General features: G+C 70.9%; 15 protein-coding genes. 3 read left to right on the top strand and 12 right to left on the bottom strand.

What is annotated here, in order from left to right; genetic code table 11:
• Positions 1 to 85: 85 nt before the first annotated feature.
• The gene (locus ACIGXX_RS27635; RefSeq protein WP_399979626.1) at positions 86 to 1,639 is read left to right on the top strand and encodes an MFS transporter; all 1,554 of its coding nucleotides are present in this window, start codon (positions 86 to 88) and stop codon (positions 1,637 to 1,639) included.
• A gap of 105 nt (positions 1,640 to 1,744) precedes the next feature.
• Here ACIGXX_RS27635 and serA read toward each other — a convergent pair whose 3' ends face one another.
• The 6 genes from serA to ACIGXX_RS27605 form a co-directional block, all read right to left on the bottom strand.
• Entirely contained in the window at positions 1,745 to 3,349 is a 1,605-nt protein-coding gene (serA, locus tag ACIGXX_RS27630; protein WP_351165221.1) for a phosphoglycerate dehydrogenase, read from the bottom strand.
• A 265-nt stretch (positions 3,350 to 3,614) separates the two neighbouring features.
• Positions 3,615 to 4,613: a ketol-acid reductoisomerase gene (ilvC, locus tag ACIGXX_RS27625; RefSeq protein WP_351165219.1), complete on the bottom strand. Its 999-nt coding sequence runs from the start codon at positions 4,611 to 4,613 to the stop codon at positions 3,615 to 3,617.
• Between the two features lie 109 nt (positions 4,614 to 4,722).
• Positions 4,723 to 5,250 carry an acetolactate synthase small subunit gene (gene ilvN, locus ACIGXX_RS27620; RefSeq protein ID WP_160507374.1) on the bottom strand — a complete coding sequence of 176 codons (528 nt, stop codon included), beginning with the start codon at positions 5,248 to 5,250 and terminating at the stop codon, positions 4,723 to 4,725.
• A gap of 29 nt (positions 5,251 to 5,279) precedes the next feature.
• Entirely contained in the window at positions 5,280 to 7,130 is a 1,851-nt protein-coding gene (locus tag ACIGXX_RS27615; protein WP_351165217.1) for an acetolactate synthase large subunit, read from the bottom strand.
• Positions 7,131 to 7,362: 232 nt separating this feature from the next.
• A complete protein-coding gene (locus ACIGXX_RS27610; protein ID WP_399979620.1) occupies positions 7,363 to 10,299 on the bottom strand; it encodes a putative bifunctional diguanylate cyclase/phosphodiesterase in 2,937 nt (978 codons plus the stop codon).
• Positions 10,300 to 10,677: 378 nt separating this feature from the next.
• Complete coding sequence (locus ACIGXX_RS27605; RefSeq protein WP_351165215.1) at positions 10,678 to 11,628, bottom strand: 2-hydroxyacid dehydrogenase; 951 nt, start codon at positions 11,626 to 11,628, stop codon at positions 10,678 to 10,680.
• Positions 11,629 to 11,725: 97 nt separating this feature from the next.
• Between ACIGXX_RS27605 and ACIGXX_RS27600 the strand changes: the two genes are divergently transcribed.
• Entirely contained in the window at positions 11,726 to 12,718 is a 993-nt protein-coding gene (locus ACIGXX_RS27600) for an aldo/keto reductase (RefSeq protein ID WP_361465462.1), read from the top strand.
• Positions 12,719 to 12,852: 134 nt separating this feature from the next.
• Entirely contained in the window at positions 12,853 to 14,025 is a 1,173-nt protein-coding gene (locus tag ACIGXX_RS27595) for a PQQ-dependent sugar dehydrogenase (protein WP_351165685.1), read from the top strand.
• A 36-nt stretch (positions 14,026 to 14,061) separates the two neighbouring features.
• On the opposite strand, the gene ACIGXX_RS27590 is transcribed toward ACIGXX_RS27595, so the two are convergent.
• From ACIGXX_RS27590 to ACIGXX_RS27565, 6 genes are all read right to left on the bottom strand, one after another.
• The gene (locus ACIGXX_RS27590; RefSeq protein WP_399979616.1) at positions 14,062 to 14,409 is read right to left on the bottom strand and encodes a DUF6191 domain-containing protein; all 348 of its coding nucleotides are present in this window, start codon (positions 14,407 to 14,409) and stop codon (positions 14,062 to 14,064) included.
• A gap of 89 nt (positions 14,410 to 14,498) precedes the next feature.
• On the bottom strand, positions 14,499 to 17,687 hold the full coding sequence (locus ACIGXX_RS27585; protein WP_399979938.1) for an AAA family ATPase: 3,189 nt from the start codon (positions 17,685 to 17,687) through the stop codon (positions 14,499 to 14,501).
• A complete protein-coding gene (locus ACIGXX_RS27580; RefSeq protein ID WP_399979613.1) occupies positions 17,687 to 17,866 on the bottom strand; it encodes a hypothetical protein in 180 nt (59 codons plus the stop codon). Before ACIGXX_RS27580 ends, ACIGXX_RS27585 begins: the two co-directional genes overlap by 1 nt.
• A 257-nt stretch (positions 17,867 to 18,123) precedes the next feature.
• Complete coding sequence (locus ACIGXX_RS27575; protein ID WP_399979610.1) at positions 18,124 to 18,726, bottom strand: hypothetical protein; 603 nt, start codon at positions 18,724 to 18,726, stop codon at positions 18,124 to 18,126.
• Positions 18,727 to 18,761: 35 nt separating this feature from the next.
• Positions 18,762 to 19,364 (bottom strand): GNAT family protein, encoded by a 603-nt coding sequence (locus ACIGXX_RS27570; protein ID WP_361465471.1) that lies wholly within the window; start codon positions 19,362 to 19,364, stop codon positions 18,762 to 18,764.
• Entirely contained in the window at positions 19,333 to 21,606 is a 2,274-nt protein-coding gene (locus ACIGXX_RS27565; protein WP_351165202.1) for an MMPL family transporter, read from the bottom strand. The genes ACIGXX_RS27570 and ACIGXX_RS27565 overlap by 32 nt, the downstream gene beginning before the upstream one ends.
• Positions 21,607 to 21,803 lie beyond the last annotated feature (197 nt).

The raw sequence follows: 21,803 nt of genomic DNA, 5'->3' as shown, positions 1-21,803 counted from the left end.
ACCTCCGATCCATACGGACGTCCCATACCAGCGTTTTACACACTCGTACTAGACAAGTGTTTATGACGCTCGTACAGTCCTCGGCATGACGAACTCGACGCACGAACAAGCCAATGCGGCGGTCCCGGAGCGCGCGGGCCGCAAGGAGTGGACCGCCCTCGCCGTCCTGATGCTGCCGCTGCTCCTGGTCTCGATGGACGTCTCGGTCCTCTACTTCGCGGTCCCCGCGATCAGCGCCGACCTGGAGCCCAGCGGCACCCAGCAGCTGTGGATCTTCGACATCTACGCATTCGTGCTCGCGGGACTGCTGATGACGATGGGCTCGCTCGGCGACCGCGTCGGGCGCCGCAAGCTGCTCATGTTCGGCGCCGCCGCCTTCGGCGCGGCCTCCCTGACCGCCGCCTACGCGGGCAGCGCCGAGCTGCTCATCGCCGCCCGCGCGGTCCTCGGCATCGGCGGCGCGACCCTGATGCCGTCCACGATGGCCCTCGTCCGCACGATGTTCCGCGACGCCGGACAGCGCGCGAAGGCGATCGGCATCTGGTCCGGCGTGATGGTCGCCGGCATCGCGCTGGGCTCGGTGATGAGCGGCATCCTCGTCGAGCACTTCTGGTGGGGCTCGGTCTTCCTCGTCAACCTGCCCGCCATGGTGCTGCTCCTGGTCCTCGCGCCGGTCCTCATCCCCGAGTTCAAGGACCCGCGGCCGGGCCGCTTCGACCTGCTGAGCGTGCCGCTGTCCATGGCCGCCGTGCTGCCCGTCGTCTACGGCCTCAAGGAGAGTGCCGCCGAGGGATTGGAGCCCGAGTACGTCGCTTCGCTCGCCGTCGGACTCGTCTTCGCCGCCCTCTTCGTCCACCGCCAGCGCACCACGGCCTCCCCACTGATCTCCCCCGCGCTGTTCCGTGGCCGCGGCTTCGCCCCGGCCGTCCTCCTGAACCTCGTCTCCGCCCTGGCGATGATGGGTTCGGCGTACTTCACCACGCAGTACCTCCAGTCCGTCCTCGGCAAGAGCGCCATCGAGGCCGCGCTGTGGGCGCTGCTCCCCTCGGTCCTCATCGGCTTCGCCGCACCGGTCGCCACGGCTCTGGTGCAGCGGGGGATGAACCGCGCCCACGTCGTCTCGTCCGGCTTCGCCGTCTCGGCGTGCGGGTTCGGCCTGCTGACCCTGACCGGCACGGACTCGATGTGGACGGTCCTCGCCGCCGCCGGGCTCCTCGCCTGCGGCGCCGTGGTCATCGGCTCGCAACTCACCGACCTGGCCCTCGGCTCGGCCCCGGCCGAGAAGGCGGGCTCGGCCTCCTCGCTCCTGGAGACGGGCCAGGAGTTCGGCGGCGCGCTCGGCATGGCGCTGCTCGGCTCCATCGGCAACGCGGTCTACCGGAGCGAGATCCCGGACGCGGCCCCCGCCGAGGCCCACGAGACGCTCGGCGGCGCGCTCGCGGTGGCGCAGCACCTGCCGGACAGGGCGGCCTCCACCCTGACGGACGCGGCTCGGGAGGCGTTCACCAGCGGAATGCATGTCACCGCGCTCACGGGGGCGGCCGTACTGCTGGTCGCGGCGGCCGTGGCGGCGGTCACGCTGCGGCAGATCAAGCCGGTGGAGGCGACGGAGTCCGAGCCGGAGAAGGTCCTGGTCTGAGCCTGAACGCCAAACGCCGGACGGGCTGGAGCGATCCAGCCCGTCCGGCGTCTGAGGACGAACTCGGCGCAGCCGGTGATGGCGGCGCCCGAAGCCACGGAGCGACTAGTCCGTGAGGTTCACCGCGCGAGCGGACTCCGCACCGATCTCCTCGGCCAGTTCGTTGAGCACCGACTGCGGCACCGTGTCGTCCACGGTGAGGACGGCGAGCGCCTCGCCGCCCACGTCCGCGCGGGCGACCTGCATGCCGCCGATGTTGATGCCCGACTCACCGAGGACGCGGCCGACGGTGCCGACGACACCGGGACGGTCCGCGTACCGCAGGACGACCATGTGCTCGGCGAGCGCCAGGTCCACGTCGTACTCGCCGATGGCGACGATCTTCTGGAGGTGCTTGGGGCCTGCCAGCGTGCCGGAGACCGAGATCTCCTCGCCGCCGGTCAGCGTGCCCCGCACCGTGACCACGTTGCGGTGGTCCGGGGACTCCGAGCTCGTGGTGAGGCGGACCTCGACGCCGCGCTCCTGGGCGAAGAGAGGCGCGTTCACGTAACTCACGGTCTCGTCGACGACGTCCTCGAACACGCCCTTGAGCGCGGAGAGTTCGAGCACCTTCACGTCGTGCTGGGTGATCTCGCCGTACACCTCGACGTCGAGCCGGGCCGCGACCTCGCCCGCGAGCGCGGTGAAGATCCGGCCGAGCTTCTCGGCGAGCGGCAGACCGGGGCGCACGTCCTCGGCGATGACGCCGCCCTGGACGTTCACGGCGTCCGGCACGAGCTCGCCGGCCAGGGCCAGGCGCACCGACTTGGCGACGGAGACACCCGCCTTCTCCTGCGCCTCGTCCGTCGAGGCGCCGAGGTGCGGCGTGCAGACGACCTGGTCGAACTGGAAGAGCGGGGAGTCCGTGCAGGGCTCCTTCGCGTACACGTCCAGACCGGCGCCCGCGACGCGGCCTTCCTTCAGCGCCGAGTACAGCGCCTCCTCGTCGACGATCCCGCCGCGCGCGGCGTTCACGATGCGGACGGCGGGCTTGACCTTGTGCAGCGCGTCGTCGCCGATCAGACCGACCGTCTCGGGGGTCTTGGGCAGGTGCACCGTGATGAAGTCGGAGACCTCGAGCAGCTCGTCGAGCGTGAGGACCTTGACGCCCATCTGCGCGGCGCGCGCGGGCTGCACGTACGGGTCGTAGGCGACGACCTTCATGCCGAAGGCGCTCATGCGCTGCGCGACCAGGGCGCCGATGCGGCCGAGGCCGACGACACCAAGGGTCTTCTCGGCGAGCTCGACGCCCGTGTACTTGGAGCGCTTCCACTCGCCGGCCTTCAGCGCCTGGCTGCCCTGGGGGATGTTGCGGGCGGTGGCGATGAGCAGGCCACAGGCGAGCTCGGCGGCGGTGACGATGTTCGAGGTGGGGGCGTTCACCACCATGACGCCGGCCTTGGTGGCGGCCGACACGTCCACGTTGTCCAGGCCCACGCCCGCGCGGGCGACGACCTTCAGCTTCTTGGCGGCCGCGATGGCCTCGGCGTCGACCTTGGTCGCGGAGCGGACCAGGATGGCGTCCACGTCGGCGATGGCGGGCAGCAGTTCGGCGCGGTCCGCGCCGTTGCACTGACGGATCTCGAAGTCCGGGCCCAAGGCGTCGACAGTGGCGGGCGACAGCTCTTCAGCGATGAGTACGACCGGTTTGCCGTTGGCAGCAGTGCTCACGTGAGTCCTCACAAGTCCAATGCGGACGGCCGTCCCGACGGCCGCATGCGGTGGAGGGTGCTAGCCGCGTGGAAGACGCACGACGCTGTGGGCCTGACGCGAATGTTGAAAGCAGTCTAGTGGCGTCCTGACGGGTGTCTTACGCCTCGGTGGAAGGATCACCCGTCCGTGGCTGGACGGGGTGGACAACGAGGTCGTCCGCGGCCCCTCCGGTGATCGACGCGAGGGGCCGGGACTGCGGTCCCGGCCCCTCGCGTCGTACGGCTCACGCCTCTTCGTTCACCCACGACATGAGCTTGCGGAGCTCCTTGCCGGTGGTCTCCAGGAGGTGGTTCTCGTCCTGGGTCTTGTACTCGTTGTACTTCTTCAGACCGCCGTGGTACTCGTCCATCCAGGCCTGGGCGAAGGTGCCGTCCTGGATCTCGGTGAGGACCTTCTTCATCTCGGCCTTGGTGGCGTCCGTGATGATCCGCGGGCCGGTGACGTAGTCGCCCCACTCGGCGGTCTCGGAGATCGACCAGCGCATCTTCTCCAGGCCGCCCTCGTACATGAGGTCCACGATGAGCTTCAGCTCGTGCAGGCACTCGAAGTACGCGATCTCCGGCTGGTAGCCGGCCTCGGTCAGCGTCTCGAAGCCCGCCTTGACCAGCGCCGCGGTGCCACCGCAGAGCACGGCCTGCTCGCCGAACAGGTCGGTCTCGGTCTCCTCGGTGAAGGTCGTCTTGATGACGCCCGCACGCGTGCCGCCGATGCCCTTGGCGTACGAGAGGGCCAGCGCGAAGCCGTTGCCGGTCGCGTCCTGCTCGACGGCCGCGATGCACGGAACGCCGCGGCCCTCCTCGTACTGACGGCGGACGAGGTGGCCCGGGCCCTTGGGGGCGACCATGCAGACGTCGACGCCCGCGGGGGCCTTGATGAAGCCGAAGCGGATGTTCAGGCCGTGACCGAAGAACAGCGCGTCGCCGTCCTTGAGGTTGTCCTTGATGGACTCCTCGTAGACCTGGGCCTGGATGGGGTCCGGGACCAGGATCATGATGACGTCGGCCTCGGCGGCGGCCTCCGAGGGAGTCACCACGCGCAGGCCCTGCTCCTCGGCCTTGGCCTTGGACTTGGAGCCCTCGTGCAGACCGACACGGACGTCGACACCCGAGTCACGGAGGGACAGCGCGTGGGCGTGGCCCTGGCTGCCGTATCCGATGACCGCGACCTTGCGGCCCTGGATGATGGACAGGTCGGCGTCGTCGTCGTAGAACAGCTCGGCCACTGGAAATCTCCTATGTGTGCTGGTGTTGCGACCCACCGTACGGCGGGCGGGGGAGGGAAGTTTTACGGTCTCGGTATGCGGGCGGGCCCGGAGGGCCGTTCTGGCTGGTTCAGGCCGAACGGTCGAGCGCCCGCAGGCTGCGGTCGGTGATGGAGCGCGAGCCCCGGCCGATCGCGATGGTGCCGGACTGGACGAGCTCCTTGATGCCGAAGGGTTCCAGCATCTTGAGCATCGCCTCCAGCTTGTCGCTGGAGCCGGTGGCCTCGATGGTGACCGCCTCGGGCGAGACGTCCACGGTCTTGGCGCGGAACAGCTGGACGATCTCAACGATCTGCGAGCGCGTCTCGTTGTCGGCGCGGACCTTCGCGAGGACCAGTTCGCGCGCCACGGCGCCGGCCGGCTCGAGTTCGACGATCTTCAGGACGTTGACGAGCTTGTTGAGCTGCTTGGTGACCTGTTCGAGCGGCAGGTCCTCGACGTTCACGACGATGGTGATGCGTGAGATGTCGGGGTGCTCGGTGACGCCCACGGCCAGGGAGTCGATGTTGAAGCCGCGGCGGGAGAACAGGGCGGTGATCCGGGCGAGGACACCGGGCTTGTTCTCGACCAGGACGGAGAGCGTGTGCTTGGTGGACATGACTCGTGGTCTCTCTTTCGCTCTCGGTCTCAGTCGTCTTCGTTGTCGCCGAAGTCGGGGCGGACCCCGCGGGCGGCCATGACCTCGTCGTTCGAGGTGCCTGCGGCGACCATCGGCCAGACCTGGGCGTCCTCGTGGACGATGAAGTCGACCACGACGGGGCGGTCGTTGATGGCGTTGGCCTCGGCGATGACCTTGTCGAGGTCCTCGGGGCGCTCGCAGCGCAGCGCCACGCAGCCCATGGCCTCCGACAGCTTCACGAAGTCCGGGACGCGGGTGCCCTTGTTGGGCGGAGTGTCACCCTCGGGGCCCGCGTGCAGGACGGTGTTGGAGTAGCGCTGGTTGTAGAACAGCGTCTGCCACTGGCGGACCATGCCGAGGGCGCCGTTGTTGATGATGGCGACCTTGATCGGGATGTTGTTCAGGGCGCAGGTGGTGAGTTCCTGATTGGTCATCTGGAAGCAGCCGTCGCCGTCGATCGCCCAGACCGTGCGGTCGGGCTGTCCGGCCTTGGCGCCCATCGCGGCCGGGACCGCGTACCCCATCGTTCCGGCGCCGCCGGAGTTCAGCCAGGTGGCGGGCTTCTCGTATTCGATGAAGTGGGCGGCCCACATCTGGTGCTGGCCCACGCCCGCCGCGAAGATCGTGTCCTCCGGGGCGAGCTTGCCGACGCGCTCGATGACCTGCTGGGGGGAGAGCGAGCCGTCCTCGGGCTGGTCGTAGCCCAGGGGGTAGGTGTCGCGCCAGCGGTTGAGGTCGTTCCACCAGGCGGTGTAGTCGCCCTGCTGGCCGGCGGTGTGCTCGGCCTGGACGGCCTGGATCAGGTCCGCGATGACCTCGCGGGCGTCTCCGACGATCGGCACGTCCGCGGCGCGGTTCTTGCCGATCTCGGCCGGGTCGATGTCGGCGTGGACGATCTTCGCGAAGGGCGCGAAGCTGTCCAGCTTGCCGGTGACGCGGTCGTCGAAGCGGGCTCCGAGGGCGACGATCAGGTCGGCCTTCTGCAGCGCGGTGACGGCGGTGACCGCTCCGTGCATGCCCGGCATCCCCACGTGCAGCTTGTGGCTGTCGGGGAATGCGCCGAGCGCCATCAGTGTGGTGGTGACGGGCGCTCCGGTGAGTTCTGCCAGGACCTTCAGCTCGGCGGTGGCGTGGGCCTTGATGACGCCGCCGCCGACGTACAGGACGGGCCGCTTGGCCGTGGTGATCAGCTTGGCGGCCTCGCGGATCTGCTTGGCGTGCGGCTTGGTCACCGGGCGGTAGCCGGGCAGGTCCTGGGTGGGCGGCCACTGGAAGGTGGTCTGTGCTTGGAGGGCGTCCTTGGCGATGTCGACCAGGACCGGTCCCGGGCGGCCCGTGGAGGCGATGTGGAAGGCCTCCGCGATCGTCGCCGGGATGTCCTCCGCCTTGGTGACCAGGAAGTTGTGCTTGGTGATCGGCATCGTGATGCCGACGATGTCCGCCTCCTGGAAGGCGTCCGTACCGATCGCCTTGGAGGCCACCTGGCCGGTGATCGCGACCATGGGCACGGAGTCCATGTGGGCGTCGGCGATCGGCGTGACGAGGTTCGTGGCACCGGGGCCGCTCGTCGCCATGCAGACGCCGACCTTGCCGGTGGCCTGCGCGTAACCGGTGGCCGCGTGGCCTGCGCCCTGCTCGTGCCGGACCAGGACGTGACGGACACGGGTGGAGTCCATCATCGGGTCGTAGGCGGGAAGGATGGCGCCGCCGGGAATGCCGAATACCGTGTCGGCCCCGACTTCCTCGAGAGAACGAATGAGGGACTGCGCACCCGTGACGTGCTCGACGGGGGCGGACTGCTGTCCTGAGGATCGGGGCCGCGGCTGCGGATGGTGGGCCCCGGTGGCCTGCTCGGTCATCGGCATTCTCTTCTCGAAGCTGAGGGTTTTTGCGGGGTGTTTGCGGGGATTTGGCGGGCGCCGGTGCAACAAAAAACCCCTCGTGCCGTGAGGCAAGCGAGGGGAGCGCGTCGGAGCGGGTGCGGGGATTCCGGTGTCTGACCGGTGACTCCCAGCTTCAGCCGACGCGCTTTCCAAGTACGAGAATTCGGGTGCGCATGGCATTGACCCTCTCCCCGGCGCACAGTGCCTGTCAAGTAGGTGGGACGGGGGTCTCATTATGTGAGCGGACGAAGGACTCGACACCTCCTCCGTACGACAGTGGATGGGCGCCCGCAAAGACCGGCTCCACCGGGCCGTGCGGCACCGGATAGCGCCCGAGCGACAGGGCTCGGCGCAGGCGGTACTCGTCGAGCGGCCCGGAGAACGCCATGCCCTGGCCGTGCGTACAGCCCATCGCGCGCAGGGCGATGACCTGCTCCGGCAGATCGACGCCGTCGGCCACGGAGCGCAGCCCCAGATCGGTGGCGATGCGCAGCAGCCCGGCGGTGATCTTGTGAAGCCGCGCGGACTCGACGACGCCCTCGATGAGACTGCGGTCCAGTTTCAGTACGTCGACGGGGAGCCGCCGCAGGGCGGTGATGGCGGCATAGCCGCTCCCGAAGCCGTCCAGGGCGATCCGTACGCCGAGCCTGCGCAGGGAGGTCAGGCGGCGCTCGAGGTCGTCCAGCGGGACCCGGGGGTCGCTGTCGGCCAGCTCGATGATGAGCGCCCCGGAGGGCAGCCCGTACCGGGTGAGGAGCGCCTCGATGGAGCCGAGCGGCATGGAGCGGTCCAGGAGGCGCCGCGCGCTGATGCGGACGGCGACGGGCGTCGCATGACCCGTGCGGCCGCGCTCGGCGGCCTGCTGGACGGCTTCCTCCAGCATCCAGCGGCCCAGCTCCCCGGTGCGGGCACCCTCCTGGGAGTCCGAGGTGTCGGTCACGCGCAGGAACTCGGCGGGCGTGAAGAGGATGCCCTGCTTCGAGCGCCAGCGCGCCTGGGCGGCGACCGAGCTGATGCGTCCGTCGTCCAGGGAGACCACCGGCTGGTGGAGCAGCGCGAACTCGCCCTCGTGCAGGGCGGTGCGCAGCCGTGTGGCCAGCTCCGCCTTGCGTACGACGTCCGCCTGCATCTGGGGGGCGTACAGCTCGACGCGCCCCTTGCCCGCGGCCTTGGCGCGGTACATCGCGAGGTCGGCGTTGCGCAGCAACTCGCCCGCGCCGATGCCCGGTTCGGCGAAGGCCACGCCGATGGAGGCCGCCACGCGCACGTCGTTGCCGTCGATCACGTAGGGCTGGGAGAGGGTGATTCTGAGACGGTCGGCGAGTTCGTAGATGTGCTGCTCGCGTGCGGCCTGGTCGCGGGTTCCGTCGCCCACGATGAGCGCGGCGAATTCGTCGCCGCCAAGCCGGGCCGCGCAGTCCCCGGACCTGACGGCCTCCTGAAGGCGGCGGGCCGCCTGGATCAGGAGCTCGTCTCCCGCCTGATGGCCGATGGTGTCGTTGACCGCCTTGAAGCCGTCCAGGTCGATGAAGAGCACGGCCGTGCCCCGGTCGGTGACTCTGCGGCCGGTGAGCGCCTGGCCGACCCGGCGGGTGAACAGGGCACGGTTGGGCAGGTCGGTGAGCGGGTCGTGCTCGGCGTTGTGCTGCAACTGCGCCTGCAGGCGCACCCGTTCGGTGACGTCGCGACTGTTGAAGATGAGGCCGCCCTGGTGGCGGTTGACCGTGGACTCCACGTTCAGCCAGTCGCCGTCGCCGGACTTGAAGCGGCACTCGATACGGGTCGTGGGCTCGTCGACGGGGTTCGCGGTGAGGAATCTGCGCACTTCGTGGACCACACGGCCCAGGTCCTCGGGGTGCATCAGCGAGGCCAGTTCGGAACCCATGAGCTCCTCGGCGTCCCGGCCGTAGACCCCGGAGGCGGCCGGACTGACGTAGTGGAGTATGCCGTTCGGAGCGGCGATCATGATGACGTCGCTCGAACCCTGGACCAGGGAGCGGAAGTGGTTCTCCTTCTGGGCCAGTTCCTGGGTGAGGGTGATGTTGTCCAGGAGCATGATGCCCTGGCGCACGACCAGGGCGAGCACCACCGTGCCCGCGGTCAGGAGCACGACTTCGTCGATCCTGCGGCCGCTGAGCACGTTGTAGAGAATCCCCAACGTGCAGACGGCGGCGGCGAGATACGGCGTGAGCGCGGCCAGCGATCCGGCGATCGGACGGGTGGCGGCGGCCCGCGCGCCCTTGGGGACGCCGTCGTGCTCCACGCGCGCGTGCTGCGGTTCGTCCGCGTGCTTGTGCCGGGGCACCGCCCACGGCGCGTACGCGAGGAGCAGTGATCCCGCGAACCAGCCCGCGTCCAGCATCTGCCCGGAGCGGTAACTGGCGTGCAGCAGGGGCGAGGTGAACATCGCGTCGCACATGACGGTCAGCGCGAGGGCACCGACCGCCGTGTTCACCGCCGTGCGGTTGGCGGAGGATCGTCTGAAGTGCAGCGCGAGGACCATGCTGACCAACGCGATGTCGAGAAGTGGATAGGCGAGCGAGAGCGCGGCGTGCGCGACGCTCTGGCCCTCGAACTGCGCCGTGTGCGCGAGCGCGAGGCTCCAGGAGAGCGTGAGCAGTGAGCCGCCGATGAGCCAGGCGTCGAGCGCGAGGCAGACCCAGCCGGCCCTGGTCACCGGGCGTTTGGCGAGCACCAGCAGGCCGATGATGGCGGGCGGCGCGAAGCAGAGGAAGAACAGGTCCGCCAGGCCCGGGCTCGGCACGGGCCGCTCCAGCACGACCTCGTACCAGCCCCATACGCCGTTGCCCAGGGCCGCCATCGCGGAGGAGAGCGCGAACAGCAGCCACGCGGGTCGAAAGCGACTGCGGCGGGTGCGCGAGTAACGGAAGCAGGAGACCGCGGCGGTCGCCGCCGCGATGCTCAGCCCGAAGTCGCCCATGATCAGCGCGGCCCGGGTCGAACCCCAGCCGAGCGCGGCCCCGGTGGCATAGCCGCCACAGACCACGAGGAGCGCGATCTGCGAGACCAGGCCCGCGCCGCCGCCGGAGACGGGGCGCCTGGCCAGGGGTGCTCGGGGCGGCATCTGCGCCGTCAGGCCTCCGCCGCCCTCCAGGGCGGTGGCGGGTGACGGACGGGTGCTCACCGGGCCGCCCTGGTCCGTGCCGCCCCTGTGTCCGTCCGCCTCCCGTGACTGGTCGGCTCCGGGACTTCGTGTGCGTAACCGTCGCGCGTCCGCATGCGGGCCGGTGCGCGTGAGAGTCGCCGCCGGCGGCCTCGTCGCGTCGGATCGTTCGCCCATTGGCCGTACATCGCCCGTCGCCCCCCTCGCGTCTGATGTCTCGTCCCCGGCGCCGAAAACGGTCCACGGCGCAGCCCCTGTCGGGACGATACACCAGTCTCGTCACTCAGGGACATAGCTTCTCTACGCTCCGTGACTGCCGACGAGATCGTAAACACGGCGCGCACGCACACGGATGCGGAGCGTGCCCGAACGAGCCCTGGGCGACTGCGGCTTGGTGCGCTACTCGGTCGTCAGGACGACGTTGCCGAGGGGTTCCCCGGCGACGTACCGGCTCAACTGCGTGGCCAAAAGGCGTTTGGCGCGGGGCAGGAAGGCGGAGGTCGATCCGCCCACGTGCGGGCTGATGAGCACTCCAGGAGCGTGCCACAGGGGGTGACCTGCGGGCAGCGGTTCCGGGTCGGTCACATCGAGGGCGGCGGTGATCCGTCCGCTCTCCAGTTCGGCCAGCAGCGCCTTGGTGTCGACGACGGGGCCGCGCGCGACGTTCACCAACAGGGCGCCGTCCTTCATGCGGGCCAGGAAATCGGCGCTCACCAGGCCACGGGTGGTGTCGGTGAGGGGCGTGGAGAGGATGACCACGTCTGCGTCGGGGAGCAGCGTGGGCAGTTCGGCGAGCGGGAGCACGGGGCCGCGCTCCGTGGCACGTGCAGAGCGCGCGACGCGCGCCACCCGCGCGCACTCGAAGGCGGCGAGCCGGTCCTCGATGGCGGAACCGATCGATCCGTAGCCCACGATCAGGACGGACTTGTCGGCGAGCGCCGGATAGAACCCGGACCGCCAGTCCTCCTGCCGCTGTCCTTCCACGAAGCGGGGGATGCCGCGCAGGGACGCCAGGGTCAGGGCGAGCGTCAGCTCGGCGGTGCTGGCCTCGTGCACCCCCTTGGCGTTGCACAACCGCACGCCGGGCGCGAGGAACTTGAGCCCGGACTGCATCTGGTCGATGCCCGCGGAGAGTGTCTGTACGGCGCGTACGGATGTCATCTCGGGCAGCGGTCGTACGGCGATCTCCGCACCCTTCAGATAGGGCACCACGTAGAACGCGCAGTCGGCGGGGTCCGCCGGAAAGTCGGGGCCGCCGTCCCAGAAGCGGTAGTTGAGCCCGGCGTCGGCCGCGCCGGGCAGGCCTTCGATCTCGTCCGGGTCGAAGGGGAGCCATACGTCAGTCGTCATGGTCAGGAGGCTAATGCGCACAGGCCGCACGCCGCGTAGGGGGAGGCAGAGGTTACGTTGGGGGCCGCTCGGACATGAGGTGGGAGGGCACGGCCAGGTGGACCGCAGGACGATCGGCGCGACAGCGCTCGAGGTGGGTGCGGTCGGGCTCGGCTGCATGCCGATGAGCTGGGCGTACACCGGCTCCCGGCAGCGGGGCGAGGAGTCGCTGCGCACGGTGCACGCCGCGCTCGACCAGGGCTCGACCCTGCTGGACACGGCGGACATGTACGGGCCGTTCACCAACGAGCTCCTCGTGGGCCGGGCGCTGAAGGAGCGGCGGGCCGAGGCCTTCGTGTCCACCAAGTGCGGGCTCCTGGTGGGCGAGCAGCACATCGTCGCCAACGGCCGCCCCGGCTATGTGAAGCGGGCCTGCGATGCCTCGCTGCGGCGGCTCCAGACCGAGACGATCGACCTTTACCAGCTGCACCGCGCCGATCCCGAGGTGCCCGTCGAGGAGACCTGGGGCGCGATGGCCGAGCTCGTCGCCGCGGGAAAGGTGCGGGCGCTGGGGCTGTGCGCGGTGGGCGCCCGTGCCTCGCGGCGCGAGGGCAGAGGGCTGCACGAGGGGACGATCCGGCAGCTGGAGCGGGTCCAGCAGGTCTTCCCGGTCAGCGCGGTGGAGGCCGAGCTCTCGGTGTGGTCGCGGGAGGCGCTGGAGACGCTGCTGCCGTGGTGCGCATCGCGCGGGGTGGGCTTTCTGGCGGCGATGCCGCTGGGGAACGGTTTCCTCACGGGCACGCTGACGCCGGGGCAGGGCTTCGAGCCGGACGACGTGCGGGCCCGGCACCCCCGTTTCACCGCCGAGATGATGGCGGCCAACCAGCCGCTGGTGGTGGGGCTGCGCCGGGTGGCCGAGCGGCACGGGGCGACACCGGCGCAGGTGGCGCTGGCGTGGGTGCTCGCGCAGGGCCGTGACGTGGTGCCGATTCCCGGGGCGAAGCGGGACCGCTGGGCGGTGCAGAACGCGGGGGCGGCGTCGCTGCGGCTCACCGGGGCGGATCTGGCGGAGCTCGCGGCGCTGCCTTCGGCGATGGGGTCGTGGGACTGAGGTCGGCGGCGGGCGTGTGGCACTGGCGTCCAGGACCCTTGTTGCGCTGACGTCCACGCGTCGGGAAAGCCGGGTTGGGAACCTGTCGGGACCGAGCGGTGTATGAACAGTAGAAGCGCTGCGTCGAAGGGAACCTGATCGTGCAACGACCTGCTGTCACGGCCGCATTGGCTGCCGCTGCCCTTGTGCTCACGGCCGGTTGCTCGTCCGGGGGCTCGGACACGCCGGACAACTCAAAGAGCGCCGAGTCGAGCCCCGCGACGTCGGACGGGACGTCCACGGGAAAGCCCCGCGCCGGCGAAGCCCCGCCGGAGAAGGGGTCGGCGAAGGTCACCAAGACCCTCACCGAGGACCTGAAGTCGCCGTGGGGCCTGGCACCGCTCCCCGGCGGGGACCTGCTGGTGTCCTCGCGCGACGAGGGGACCATCACCCGCGTCGACGGCAAGACGGGAAAGAAGACCGAACTGGGCTCGGTCCCCGGCGTCTCCCCCGCGGGCGAGGGCGGCCTGATGGGCCTGGCACTCTCTCCGTCGTACGCATCGGACCACATGGTCTACGCGTACTTCACCACCGCGTCGGACAACCGCGTCGCCCGCATGCTGTACGACGAGAAGAAGCCCTCCGGCCAGCAGTTGGGGGCGCCCGACACGGTCTTCAAGGGCATCCCCAAGGGGGTGGTCCACAACGGCGGCCGGATCGCCTTCGGCCCCGACAAGATGCTGTACGCGGGCACGGGCGAGACGGGTGACACGGGCCTGGCCCAGGACAAGAAGTCGCTGGGCGGCAAGATCCTGCGCCTGACCCCGGACGGCGAAGCGGCCCCCGGCAACCCCTTCGGCGACTCCCCCGTCTACTCGTACGGCCACCGCAATGTGCAGGGCCTGGCCTGGGACGAGGAGAAGCGGCTCTGGGCCGCGGAGTTCGGCCAGGACACCTGGGACGAGCTGAACGAGATCAAGGCCGGCGACAACTACGGCTGGCCGGAGGCGGAGGGCAAGGGCGACGAGGAGGGCTTCCACGACCCGGTGGCCCAGTGGAAGACCTCGGAGGCCTCCCCCAGCGGCATCGCCTATGCCGAGGGCTCGGTCTGGATGGCGGGCCTGCGCGGCGAGCGCCTGTGGCGCATCCCGGTCCGCGGTGTGGACGGCACCGTGGAGCCCCAGTCGTTCCTGGAGGGCAAGCACGGCCGTCTGCGCACGGTGGTCGCGGCGGGCGGCGACAAGCTGTGGCTGGTGACGAACGAGACGGATTCCCGGGGCACCCCGGAGGAGGGGGACGACAAGATTCTCGAGGTGACGGTGAAGTAGCAGGGTGAAGTAGCAGGAGGAGACCAGGGCGGGCGACTACTTCTCGGGCGAAGAGCCGGGGTCGGGGGCGGGCGCGGGGTCCGGCTGGGGTGCGGCGTCGGCCGCGGGGCCCGGCTCGGGGTCGGGGGCGGGCGCGGGGTCCGGCTGGGGTGCGGCGTCGGCCGCGGGGCCCGGATTGACGTCCGTCGGTTCCCGCTCGGTTTCCGGATACGGCTCCGCTTCTGCCTGCTGTGGCACCCTCACCACCACCTTGCCGGAGGTCAGGTCTATCGGGCCGCGGCTGGGATCGCCGTCGGCCACGTCGACCCGGCTCAGCTCCAGCCGCTTCTGCTCGTCGTCCGTGTGTTTGCGGCCGGGCTGGAAAAGCTCGATCGGGTTGAACACTGCGCCTCCTGGCGGCCGGGTTCCTCCTACCAGCGTAAGCGAGCGCCCCCGGAACCCTCCGGAACCGTCCGGCACCGGAAAAGCGCAGGTCAGCCGGCGGTTTTGGCTCGTTCCGCGGGGAACAGGCGCAGGCGGTGGGCCAGCGCCGCCGCCTCGCCCCGGCCGGCCACGCCCAGCTTGGCGAGGATGTTGGAGACGTGGACGCTCGCCGTCTTCGGGGAGATGAAGAGCTCCTCGGCGATCTGGCGGTTGCTGCGGCCCGCGGCGACGCGGCGGAGCACGTCCCGCTCCCGGCTGGTGAGACCGAGCGCCTCCGCGGGGTCGACCGGGGTGAGGTGGGGGCTCGCGGTGCCGTGGTCGTGGGCATGCTCGTTCAGGGTGAGGCGGGCGCGCTGGGCGAGCCCCGAGACGGACTCGGCGAGGGGCCGGGCCTTCAGGCGCTCGGCCACCTCGCGGGCCTGCCGCAGCAGACAGGCGGCACGCTCACGGTCCGCTTCGGCGCCCGGGCCCGCAGGGGCCGAGGCAGCGGCCGCGAGGAGGGACTCGGCGAGGCGGAGGCGGGTGCGGGCGAGGTCGTAGGGGCGGTCGAGGGGTTCGAACGCGGAGACGGCGGCGGACCAGTCGGCGGGGGCGTCGCGGTCCTCGGCGCGCAGGAGTTCGGCGCGTACCCACTTCTCGTGGGCCGCCCAGACCGGCATGGGTGAGGGGAGCTTCTTGGCGGCTCGGCGGATGCTCTCGATGGCCTCGGTCCGTCCGGGCTCGGCGGCGGGCAGGCCGCGGCTGTCGGCCTCCGAGGTGGCGGCGGCCAGCAGCAGGGGCCAGGTGTAGCGCTGGGTGCCGGGCGGGAAGCCCGTGGCCAGGGCCTGTCCGAGCTCGGCGCGCGCCGACGCGACACCGGCCGCGCGGTCGGGGTCGGCCGCCGCGATGCCGAGGGCGGCGGTGACCAGAGGGAGGGAGTACTGCGGCATGAGGTCGTGCGAGCCGTAGTGGCCCCGGGCCGCGGCCAGTTGGGCGGCGGCTTCGGACACGTCACCGCGGCCGAGGCAGAGGAAGGCGAGCTGCAGGGCCGCACCGGCCCGGGGCTTGACGCTGAGCGCGCCGCGGCGGGCCGCCTCGGAGGCGTCGACCGCCTCGTCCCAACGGCCGAGCGAGACAAGGGTCTCCGCCTTGTTGACCTGGACCCAGCTCTCGGTGTCCGTGAGGCCGTACTTGCGGCAGAGCGCCAGGCCCTGGTCGCTCACCTTCAGGGACTCCAGGGAGCGGCCCGCGCCTTCGAGCACGGAGGGCAGGTTGATGTGGATGTGCGGGATGCGGGAGACCAGGCCCGGCGGCGCCACGCACCGGTCCCTGACCGCGTACATCTCCGCGAACCCGTGCTCGACGTCGCCCGCGTCGACCAGGAGGCCGCCGAGGATGAGCCGGGCGTTGAGTTCGATCTCCTCGGCCTTGACCATCCGGGCGTACTCGACGGCTCGTTGGGCCGCCGCCAGGGTCTCGGCGCCGGGGTTGTGGAGCATGCCCCAGGAGGCGACGTTGGTGAGGACCTCCGCGTGCACCTCGGACGGCGGAAGGCCCCGGACCAGCTCCTGCGCGGTGGCTATCTCCGCCCAGCCGTCGCCCCGGGCGAGCGTCGAGATGAGCCGGGAGCGCTGGATCCAGAACCAGGCGGCGCGCAGCGGGTCGTGTCCGTCCGCCAGTTCCCGCAGCGCACGCTTGGTGATCTTCAGGGCGCGCTCCCGCTCACCGCAGAGACGGCCGGCGACGGCGGCCTCCGCCATGAGGTCGAGGTAGTGCAGCGGGGTGGTGGCGGGGTCGCAGCCGCAGGGCGGGTAGACCTCGGCGTAATCCAGGGGGCGCAGGTCGAGGCGTACGTCTTCGGGGGCGCCGTCCCACAGCTCCATCGCCCGTTCGAGGAGGCTCAGTTGCTCGGCGTACGCATAGCGGCGGCGGGCCTCGACGGAGGCCCGCAGGACCGCCGGGAGCGCCTTGGCCGCGTCGTGCGCGTGGTACCAGTAGCTGGCCAGGCGCGTGGCGCGCTGGTCGGCGGCGACGAGTGAGGGGTCGGCTTCGAGGACCGTGGCGAAGCGGCGGCTGATCCGGGAGCGTTCACCGGGCAGCAGATCGTCGCCGACGGCCTCGCGCACCAGGGAGTGCCGGAAGCGGTAGCCGTCGCCGTCGGGCGAGGGCAGCAGGATGTTGGCGCCGACGGCGGCCCGCAGCGCCTCGATCAGGTCGTCCTCCGCGAGCCCGGCGACCGCGGCGAGCAGCGGGTACTCGACGTTCGAGCCGCCCTCGGCGACGATCCTGGCCACCCGCTGGCTGTTCTCGGGCAGCTCCTCGACGCGTACGAGAAGGAGATCGCGCAGGGAGTCCGAGAGGCTCGCGCAGCTGCCGCCGTGCGCGGCGACCGCGAGCTCCTCGACGAAGAAGGCGTTGCCGTCCGAGCGGTCGAAGATGTCGTCCACCAGGGACGGCGCGGGCTCGGCGCTGAGGATGCCCGCCATCTGCCGGGCGACTTCGTCCTTGCTGAATCGGGGCAGTTCGATGCGCCGCACCGTGCGCAGGCGGTCGAGCTCGGCGAGGAGCGGGCGCAGCGGGTGGCGGCGGTGGATGTCGTCGGCGCGGTACGTCGCGACGACGACGAGGCGGCCGCTGCGCAGCGTGCGGAAGAGGTAGGCGAGGAGGTGGCGGGTCGAGGCGTCGGCCCAGTGCAGGTCCTCCAGGGCGACGACGACCGGGCGGTCGGCGGCGAGCCGCTCCAGGAGGCGGACGGTCAGCTCGAAGAGGCGGGCCATGCCCTCCTCGTCGTGCTGGGCGTCGGTGCCCCTGCGGCGCTGCGGGGCCTCGCCCAGTTCGGGAAGGAGCCGGGCGAGCTCGCCCTCCTGGTCGGCGACCGCGGCGTCCACCTCGTCGGGCAGCTGGCGGCGCAGGGAGCGCAGGGCGCTGGAGAAGGGGGCGAAGGGCAGACCGTCCGCGCCGATCTCGACGCAGCCGCCGAGCGCGACGACGGCGCCCTCGGCGCGGGCCGCCGCGGTGAACTCCTCGATGAGGCGGGTCTTGCCGACGCCCGCCTCGCCGCCGAGCAGCAACGCCTGCGGCTCGCCCGTGCCGGGGGTCTTCCCCTTGGCACGGGCGAGTGCGTCGTTCAGTACGCCCAGTTCGTCGGAGCGGCCGACGAACACGGGGCTTACGGACCTGGTCTCCACAGCGGTGAGCATCGCACAGGGCGCATGCGTGGTGGCAGCGGATATTCCGAGGGCAGAAGCCCCCGCGCCCATCACGCGGCCCGGGTGAAGCGGGTCCTCCACTGGCCGGTACTCACCCGCCCCTCGGATTCATGACGGGCCGAGCAGCGGCGGGCCGCCTTGGCCTCGCGGGCCTCGCGCAGCAGGCGGCGGCGGTCGGCCTCGCGGGTGAGGTCGGCGGCGCGCAGCTGGTGCATCTCGTACTCGAACATTTCGACTCCCTGAGCTGGTGTGACGGCCGTGTCCGGCTTCGCTTTCCGCGATGCCTTTACTTTCGTCTCCCAGGCAGGGGTGGCACATCGGGAGAGTGCCGCATCTTGAGGGGGCCGGGGGCCTTAGGCGGGTGGGAGGGGGCCTTAGGGCCTCAGGAACCCGGAGGCCTGCCTAAGGCCCTGCCCCGGGTCCGCCTACGCAGAACGCCGGTGAGCTGCGGTTTCAGCTCACCGGCGTCACGAACACTGCGTTGCCATCAACTCGTCGACGGCAGCCCGAAGATGAGGTCCGAGTACTTGGCGATGGCGAGCAGCAGGCCGATGACGCCGAGGGCGACACCCGCCCAGGCCACCGACTTGATCCACGGCGCCTGCACCTGGTCGGGTGCGCCGAACGCGGGCCTGACCAGGACGACGAACCCGACGACCAGCGCGGCGAGCGCGAAGGCTCCGGCGATCAGCGCCGTGATCTGCCAGGAGTCGCCGTACAGGGCCTGGATCTGGTCGGCGACGCTGGCCGACTGCTTGGTCTCCAGCTGACCGACGATGTTCGAGCGGGCCGCGGCGACCGTGCCGAGCCAGCCGCCGGAGAGGCCGATCACACCGAGAGCGGCGGAGACGACGGCCGCGGCGCCCTGGAACACGCCGGTGGACTTCGCCGGAGCGACCTCCTCGACCACGACGAGCTCGTCGTCGTCATCGACGTCGTCGCCCTCGACGGCGTCCGCCTTGGTGGCGTCCACCTTGGTGGCACCCTCGGCGTCCTTGGTGACCTCGGCGTCCTTGGTGTCCGCGGCCTCCGGCTCTGCGGGCTTTGCGGCCGCCTCGGCCGCGGTCTCGTCCTCTGTCTTAATTCCCATGCTCCGCACCGTACGGACGGAGTCTGAGAAGTTTCTTAACGAGCCGCGTCGCCGCCGACGGCACGCCCGGCGGCCTCCGCTTCCCGGGCCTCGCGCGCCTTGCGCCACTCCGGAGCGAGCACCGACCACACCTCCATGTCGTGCCGCACGCCCTGCCAGGGGAAGCTCTCCCGCAGCACCCCGTCCTTGGTCATCCCGAGCCGCTTGGCCACCGCGATGCTGCGGTCGTTCGCCGATGAGGCCAGCCACTCCACGCGGTGCATGCCGCGCGCGTCCACCGCCCAGTCGATGACGACCCGGCTCGCCTTCGTGATCAGCCCGCGCCCGGCGGCCGAGGGCTCGAGCCAGACGCCGACCTCACAGCTCTCGTTCGCCGTGTCGAAGATCCGGAAGAGCACTCCGCCGACGAGCGTGTCGTCCAGCCAGATGCCGTAGAGGCGGCCCGTGTCGGCGGCCTGCTTGTCGGCGTACACCTGGAGCCGCTCCCGGGCCGACGCGAGGTCGGTCGTCAGCGCGGTCAGGGGCACCCACGGCGCCGCGTACTCGCGCGCCCGCTCGATGTGCGTGAGGAACTCCTGCGCCTGCCACGGCTCGATGGGCCTCAGCTCAGCGCCCTCGCCCAGCGATATCGCGAACATCCCGCTCCTTCAGTCCGTCCGGCTCCACGACCGATGCGTCGTGCGTGTCCCGTTGCATCGAGATCCTCGCACTCACGACGGCCGTGTTCGAACGACATTCCGGGGGCTCGATGCTGATGCGCGGCAGCCAGCGGTCGAGGCCGCGCGGCAGCCACCAGTTGGCGCCGCCGAGCATGTGCATCAGGGCGGGCACCAGCAACGTACGCAGGACGAACGCGTCGAGTGCGACCGCCGCCGCGAGGCCGATGCCGAACATCGCGATGACCCGGTCGCCGCTCAGGACGAAGGCGAGGAAGACCGAAATCATGATCACGGCCGCGGAGTTGATCACGCGGCTCGTCTCGGCGAGGCCGACGCGGACGGCCCGCCGGTTGTCGCCGGTCTCCAGCCACTCCTCGTACATCCGGCTGACCAGGAAGACCTGGTAGTCCATGGAGAGCCCGAAGAGGACGGACACCATGATCACGGGCAGGAAGGGTTCGATCGGCCCGGCGGACCCCAGGCCGAGCAGCTCGCTCCCCCAGCCCCACTGGAAGATCGCGACGACGACCCCGAAGGCCGATGCCACCGCCGCCACGTTCATCGCGGCGGCCTTCAGCGGGATGCCGATGGACCGGAAGGCGAGCAGGAGCAGGACGCAGCCGAGGCCGATGACCACGCCAACGAAGAGCGGCAGCTTGCCGACGATGATCTCGGCGAAGTCGTCGTAGCTGGCCGTGACGCCGCCGACCTGGAGGTCGAGCGAGGTGTCGGCCTCGGCCCTGGGCAGCACGTCGCCGCGCAGCCGGTCGACCAGCTCGCTGGTCCGCTCGGACTGGGGGGACGAGTCCGGTACGACGGTGATGTGGGCGGCGGTGCCGTCCGCGTCGTACGTGACGGGGCTGACGGAGGCGACGCCCCGGGTCGATTCGAGCGTGGAGCCGAGGTTGGCGAGGGCGAGCCGGTCGCCCGCTCCCTGGACGTCCGTGACGAGCGTGAGCGGGCCGTTCACGCCGGGCCCGAAGCCGTCCGCGAGCAGGTCGTAGGCCTGGCGTGTGGTGGCCGACGCGGGGTTGTTGCCCTGGTCGGACGTGCCCAGGTGCAAGGAGAGCGTGGGCAGGGCGAGGAGTGCCATCACGGCGACGGCGACACCGCCGAGCAGCTTGGGGTGCCGCTCCACGAAGGCGGACCAGCGGGCGGCGAGCCCGGTGGGCAGCTCGGGGGCGGGGCCGTGTTCGGCGAGGGCGCGCCGTTCGCGGCGGCTGAGCGCGCGCGGGCCGATCCAGGACAGGAGCGCGGGAAGCAGCGTCACGGATGCGGCGACGGTGAGCAGCACGGTCAGCGAACCGGCGATCGCGACGCCGTTGAGGAAGCTGAGCCGCAGGATGAGCATGCCCAGCAGCGCTATGCACACGGTGGCGCCCGCGAAGACGACCGCGCGTCCGGTGGTGGCGACCGCGCGCTCCGCGGCGACGGCCACCGGAAGGCCCTGCTTGAGGCCCTTGCGGTGTCTGGTCACGATGAACAGCGCGTAGTCGATGCCGACGCCGAGCCCGATCAGGGTGCCCAGCATCGGCGCGAAGTCCGCGACGGTCATGAAGTGCCCGAGGAGCACGATCCCGGCGTACGCCGTGCCGACCGACACCAGCGCCGTGGCGATGGGCAGGACCGAGGCGGCGAGCGAGCCGAAGGCGAGGAAGAGCACGACGGCGGCGACGGCGACCCCGACGATCTCGGCGGTCTGCGCGCTCTTGGTCTCGGTCAGGCCGACGGCGCTGCCGCCGAGCGCGACGTCCAGGCTGTCCGAACCGGCGGCCTTCGCGGTGTCGACGAGGGCCTGTGCGTCCGCCTTGTCGACGGCGTCGGCCTGCTCGTGGAAGGTGACGTTCGCGTACGCGATGCGGGCGTCGTCACTGATCTGTGCGGCGCCGCGCTCCGTGTAGGGACTGCTGACGGAGGCCACCGCGGGCATGCGCTCGATCGTGTCGAGGGCGGTGGTCATCGTCTGCTCGACGTCGGCCGCGCGCACCGTCGTGCCCGCCTCGGTCCGCCAGACGACGGTGTTGCTGTCGCCGCCGAGCCCCTCGAAGCCCTCGTTCAGGAGCTGGGTCGCGCGGCCCGACTCGGTGCCGGGCACGTCGTAGTCGTTCGAGTACGCGGATCCGGCGACGGCCGCGGCGCTCGCGGCGCCGCCGAGGGCGACAAGCCAGAGCAGAACTGCCAGGAGACGGTGCTTCACACACCACCGTGCGAGTGCTGCCACTGACGAGCTCCCTGGGATGTTTCGTGGATCTTTATCGGGAACCGTCTTGAATGAACTGAACAGCCCGCAAAGAACGCATGAGCGACGACATAAGCGCCAGAGACACTTTGACAGCCTCTGGAGATCGTTGGTCTCGTTCGTGGGTTTCCTCACAAGGTCACAAAGGGTGTGCGAGGCCCCATCGGGACCTCGCACAC

The organism is Streptomyces sp. NPDC055243, from assembly GCF_044544025.1.
GTDB lineage: Bacteria > Actinomycetota > Actinomycetes > Streptomycetales > Streptomycetaceae > Streptomyces.
The sequence above is the reverse complement of the archived record's forward strand: the minus strand, read 5'-3'. Positions and strand labels throughout refer to the sequence as shown.

What these genes read in the sequence shown, in the direction of transcription:
- ACIGXX_RS27635 (WP_399979626.1), top strand. Translation starts at nt 86, where the DNA reads ATGACGAACTCGACGCACGAACAAGCCAATGCGGCGGTCCCGGAGCGC.
- ACIGXX_RS27585 (WP_399979938.1), bottom strand. Translation starts at nt 17,687, where the DNA reads ATGGGCGCGGGGGCTTCTGCCCTCGGAATATCCGCTGCCACCACGCAT.
- ACIGXX_RS27575 (WP_399979610.1), bottom strand. Translation starts at nt 18,726, where the DNA reads ATGGGAATTAAGACAGAGGACGAGACCGCGGCCGAGGCGGCCGCAAAG.
- ACIGXX_RS27580 (WP_399979613.1), bottom strand. Translation starts at nt 17,866, where the DNA reads ATGTTCGAGTACGAGATGCACCAGCTGCGCGCCGCCGACCTCACCCGC.
- ACIGXX_RS27570 (WP_361465471.1), bottom strand. Translation starts at nt 19,364, where the DNA reads ATGTTCGCGATATCGCTGGGCGAGGGCGCTGAGCTGAGGCCCATCGAG.
- ACIGXX_RS27605 (WP_351165215.1), bottom strand. Translation starts at nt 11,628, where the DNA reads ATGACGACTGACGTATGGCTCCCCTTCGACCCGGACGAGATCGAAGGC.
- ilvN (WP_160507374.1), bottom strand. Translation starts at nt 5,250, where the DNA reads ATGTCCACCAAGCACACGCTCTCCGTCCTGGTCGAGAACAAGCCCGGT.
- ACIGXX_RS27615 (WP_351165217.1), bottom strand. Translation starts at nt 7,130, where the DNA reads ATGACCGAGCAGGCCACCGGGGCCCACCATCCGCAGCCGCGGCCCCGA.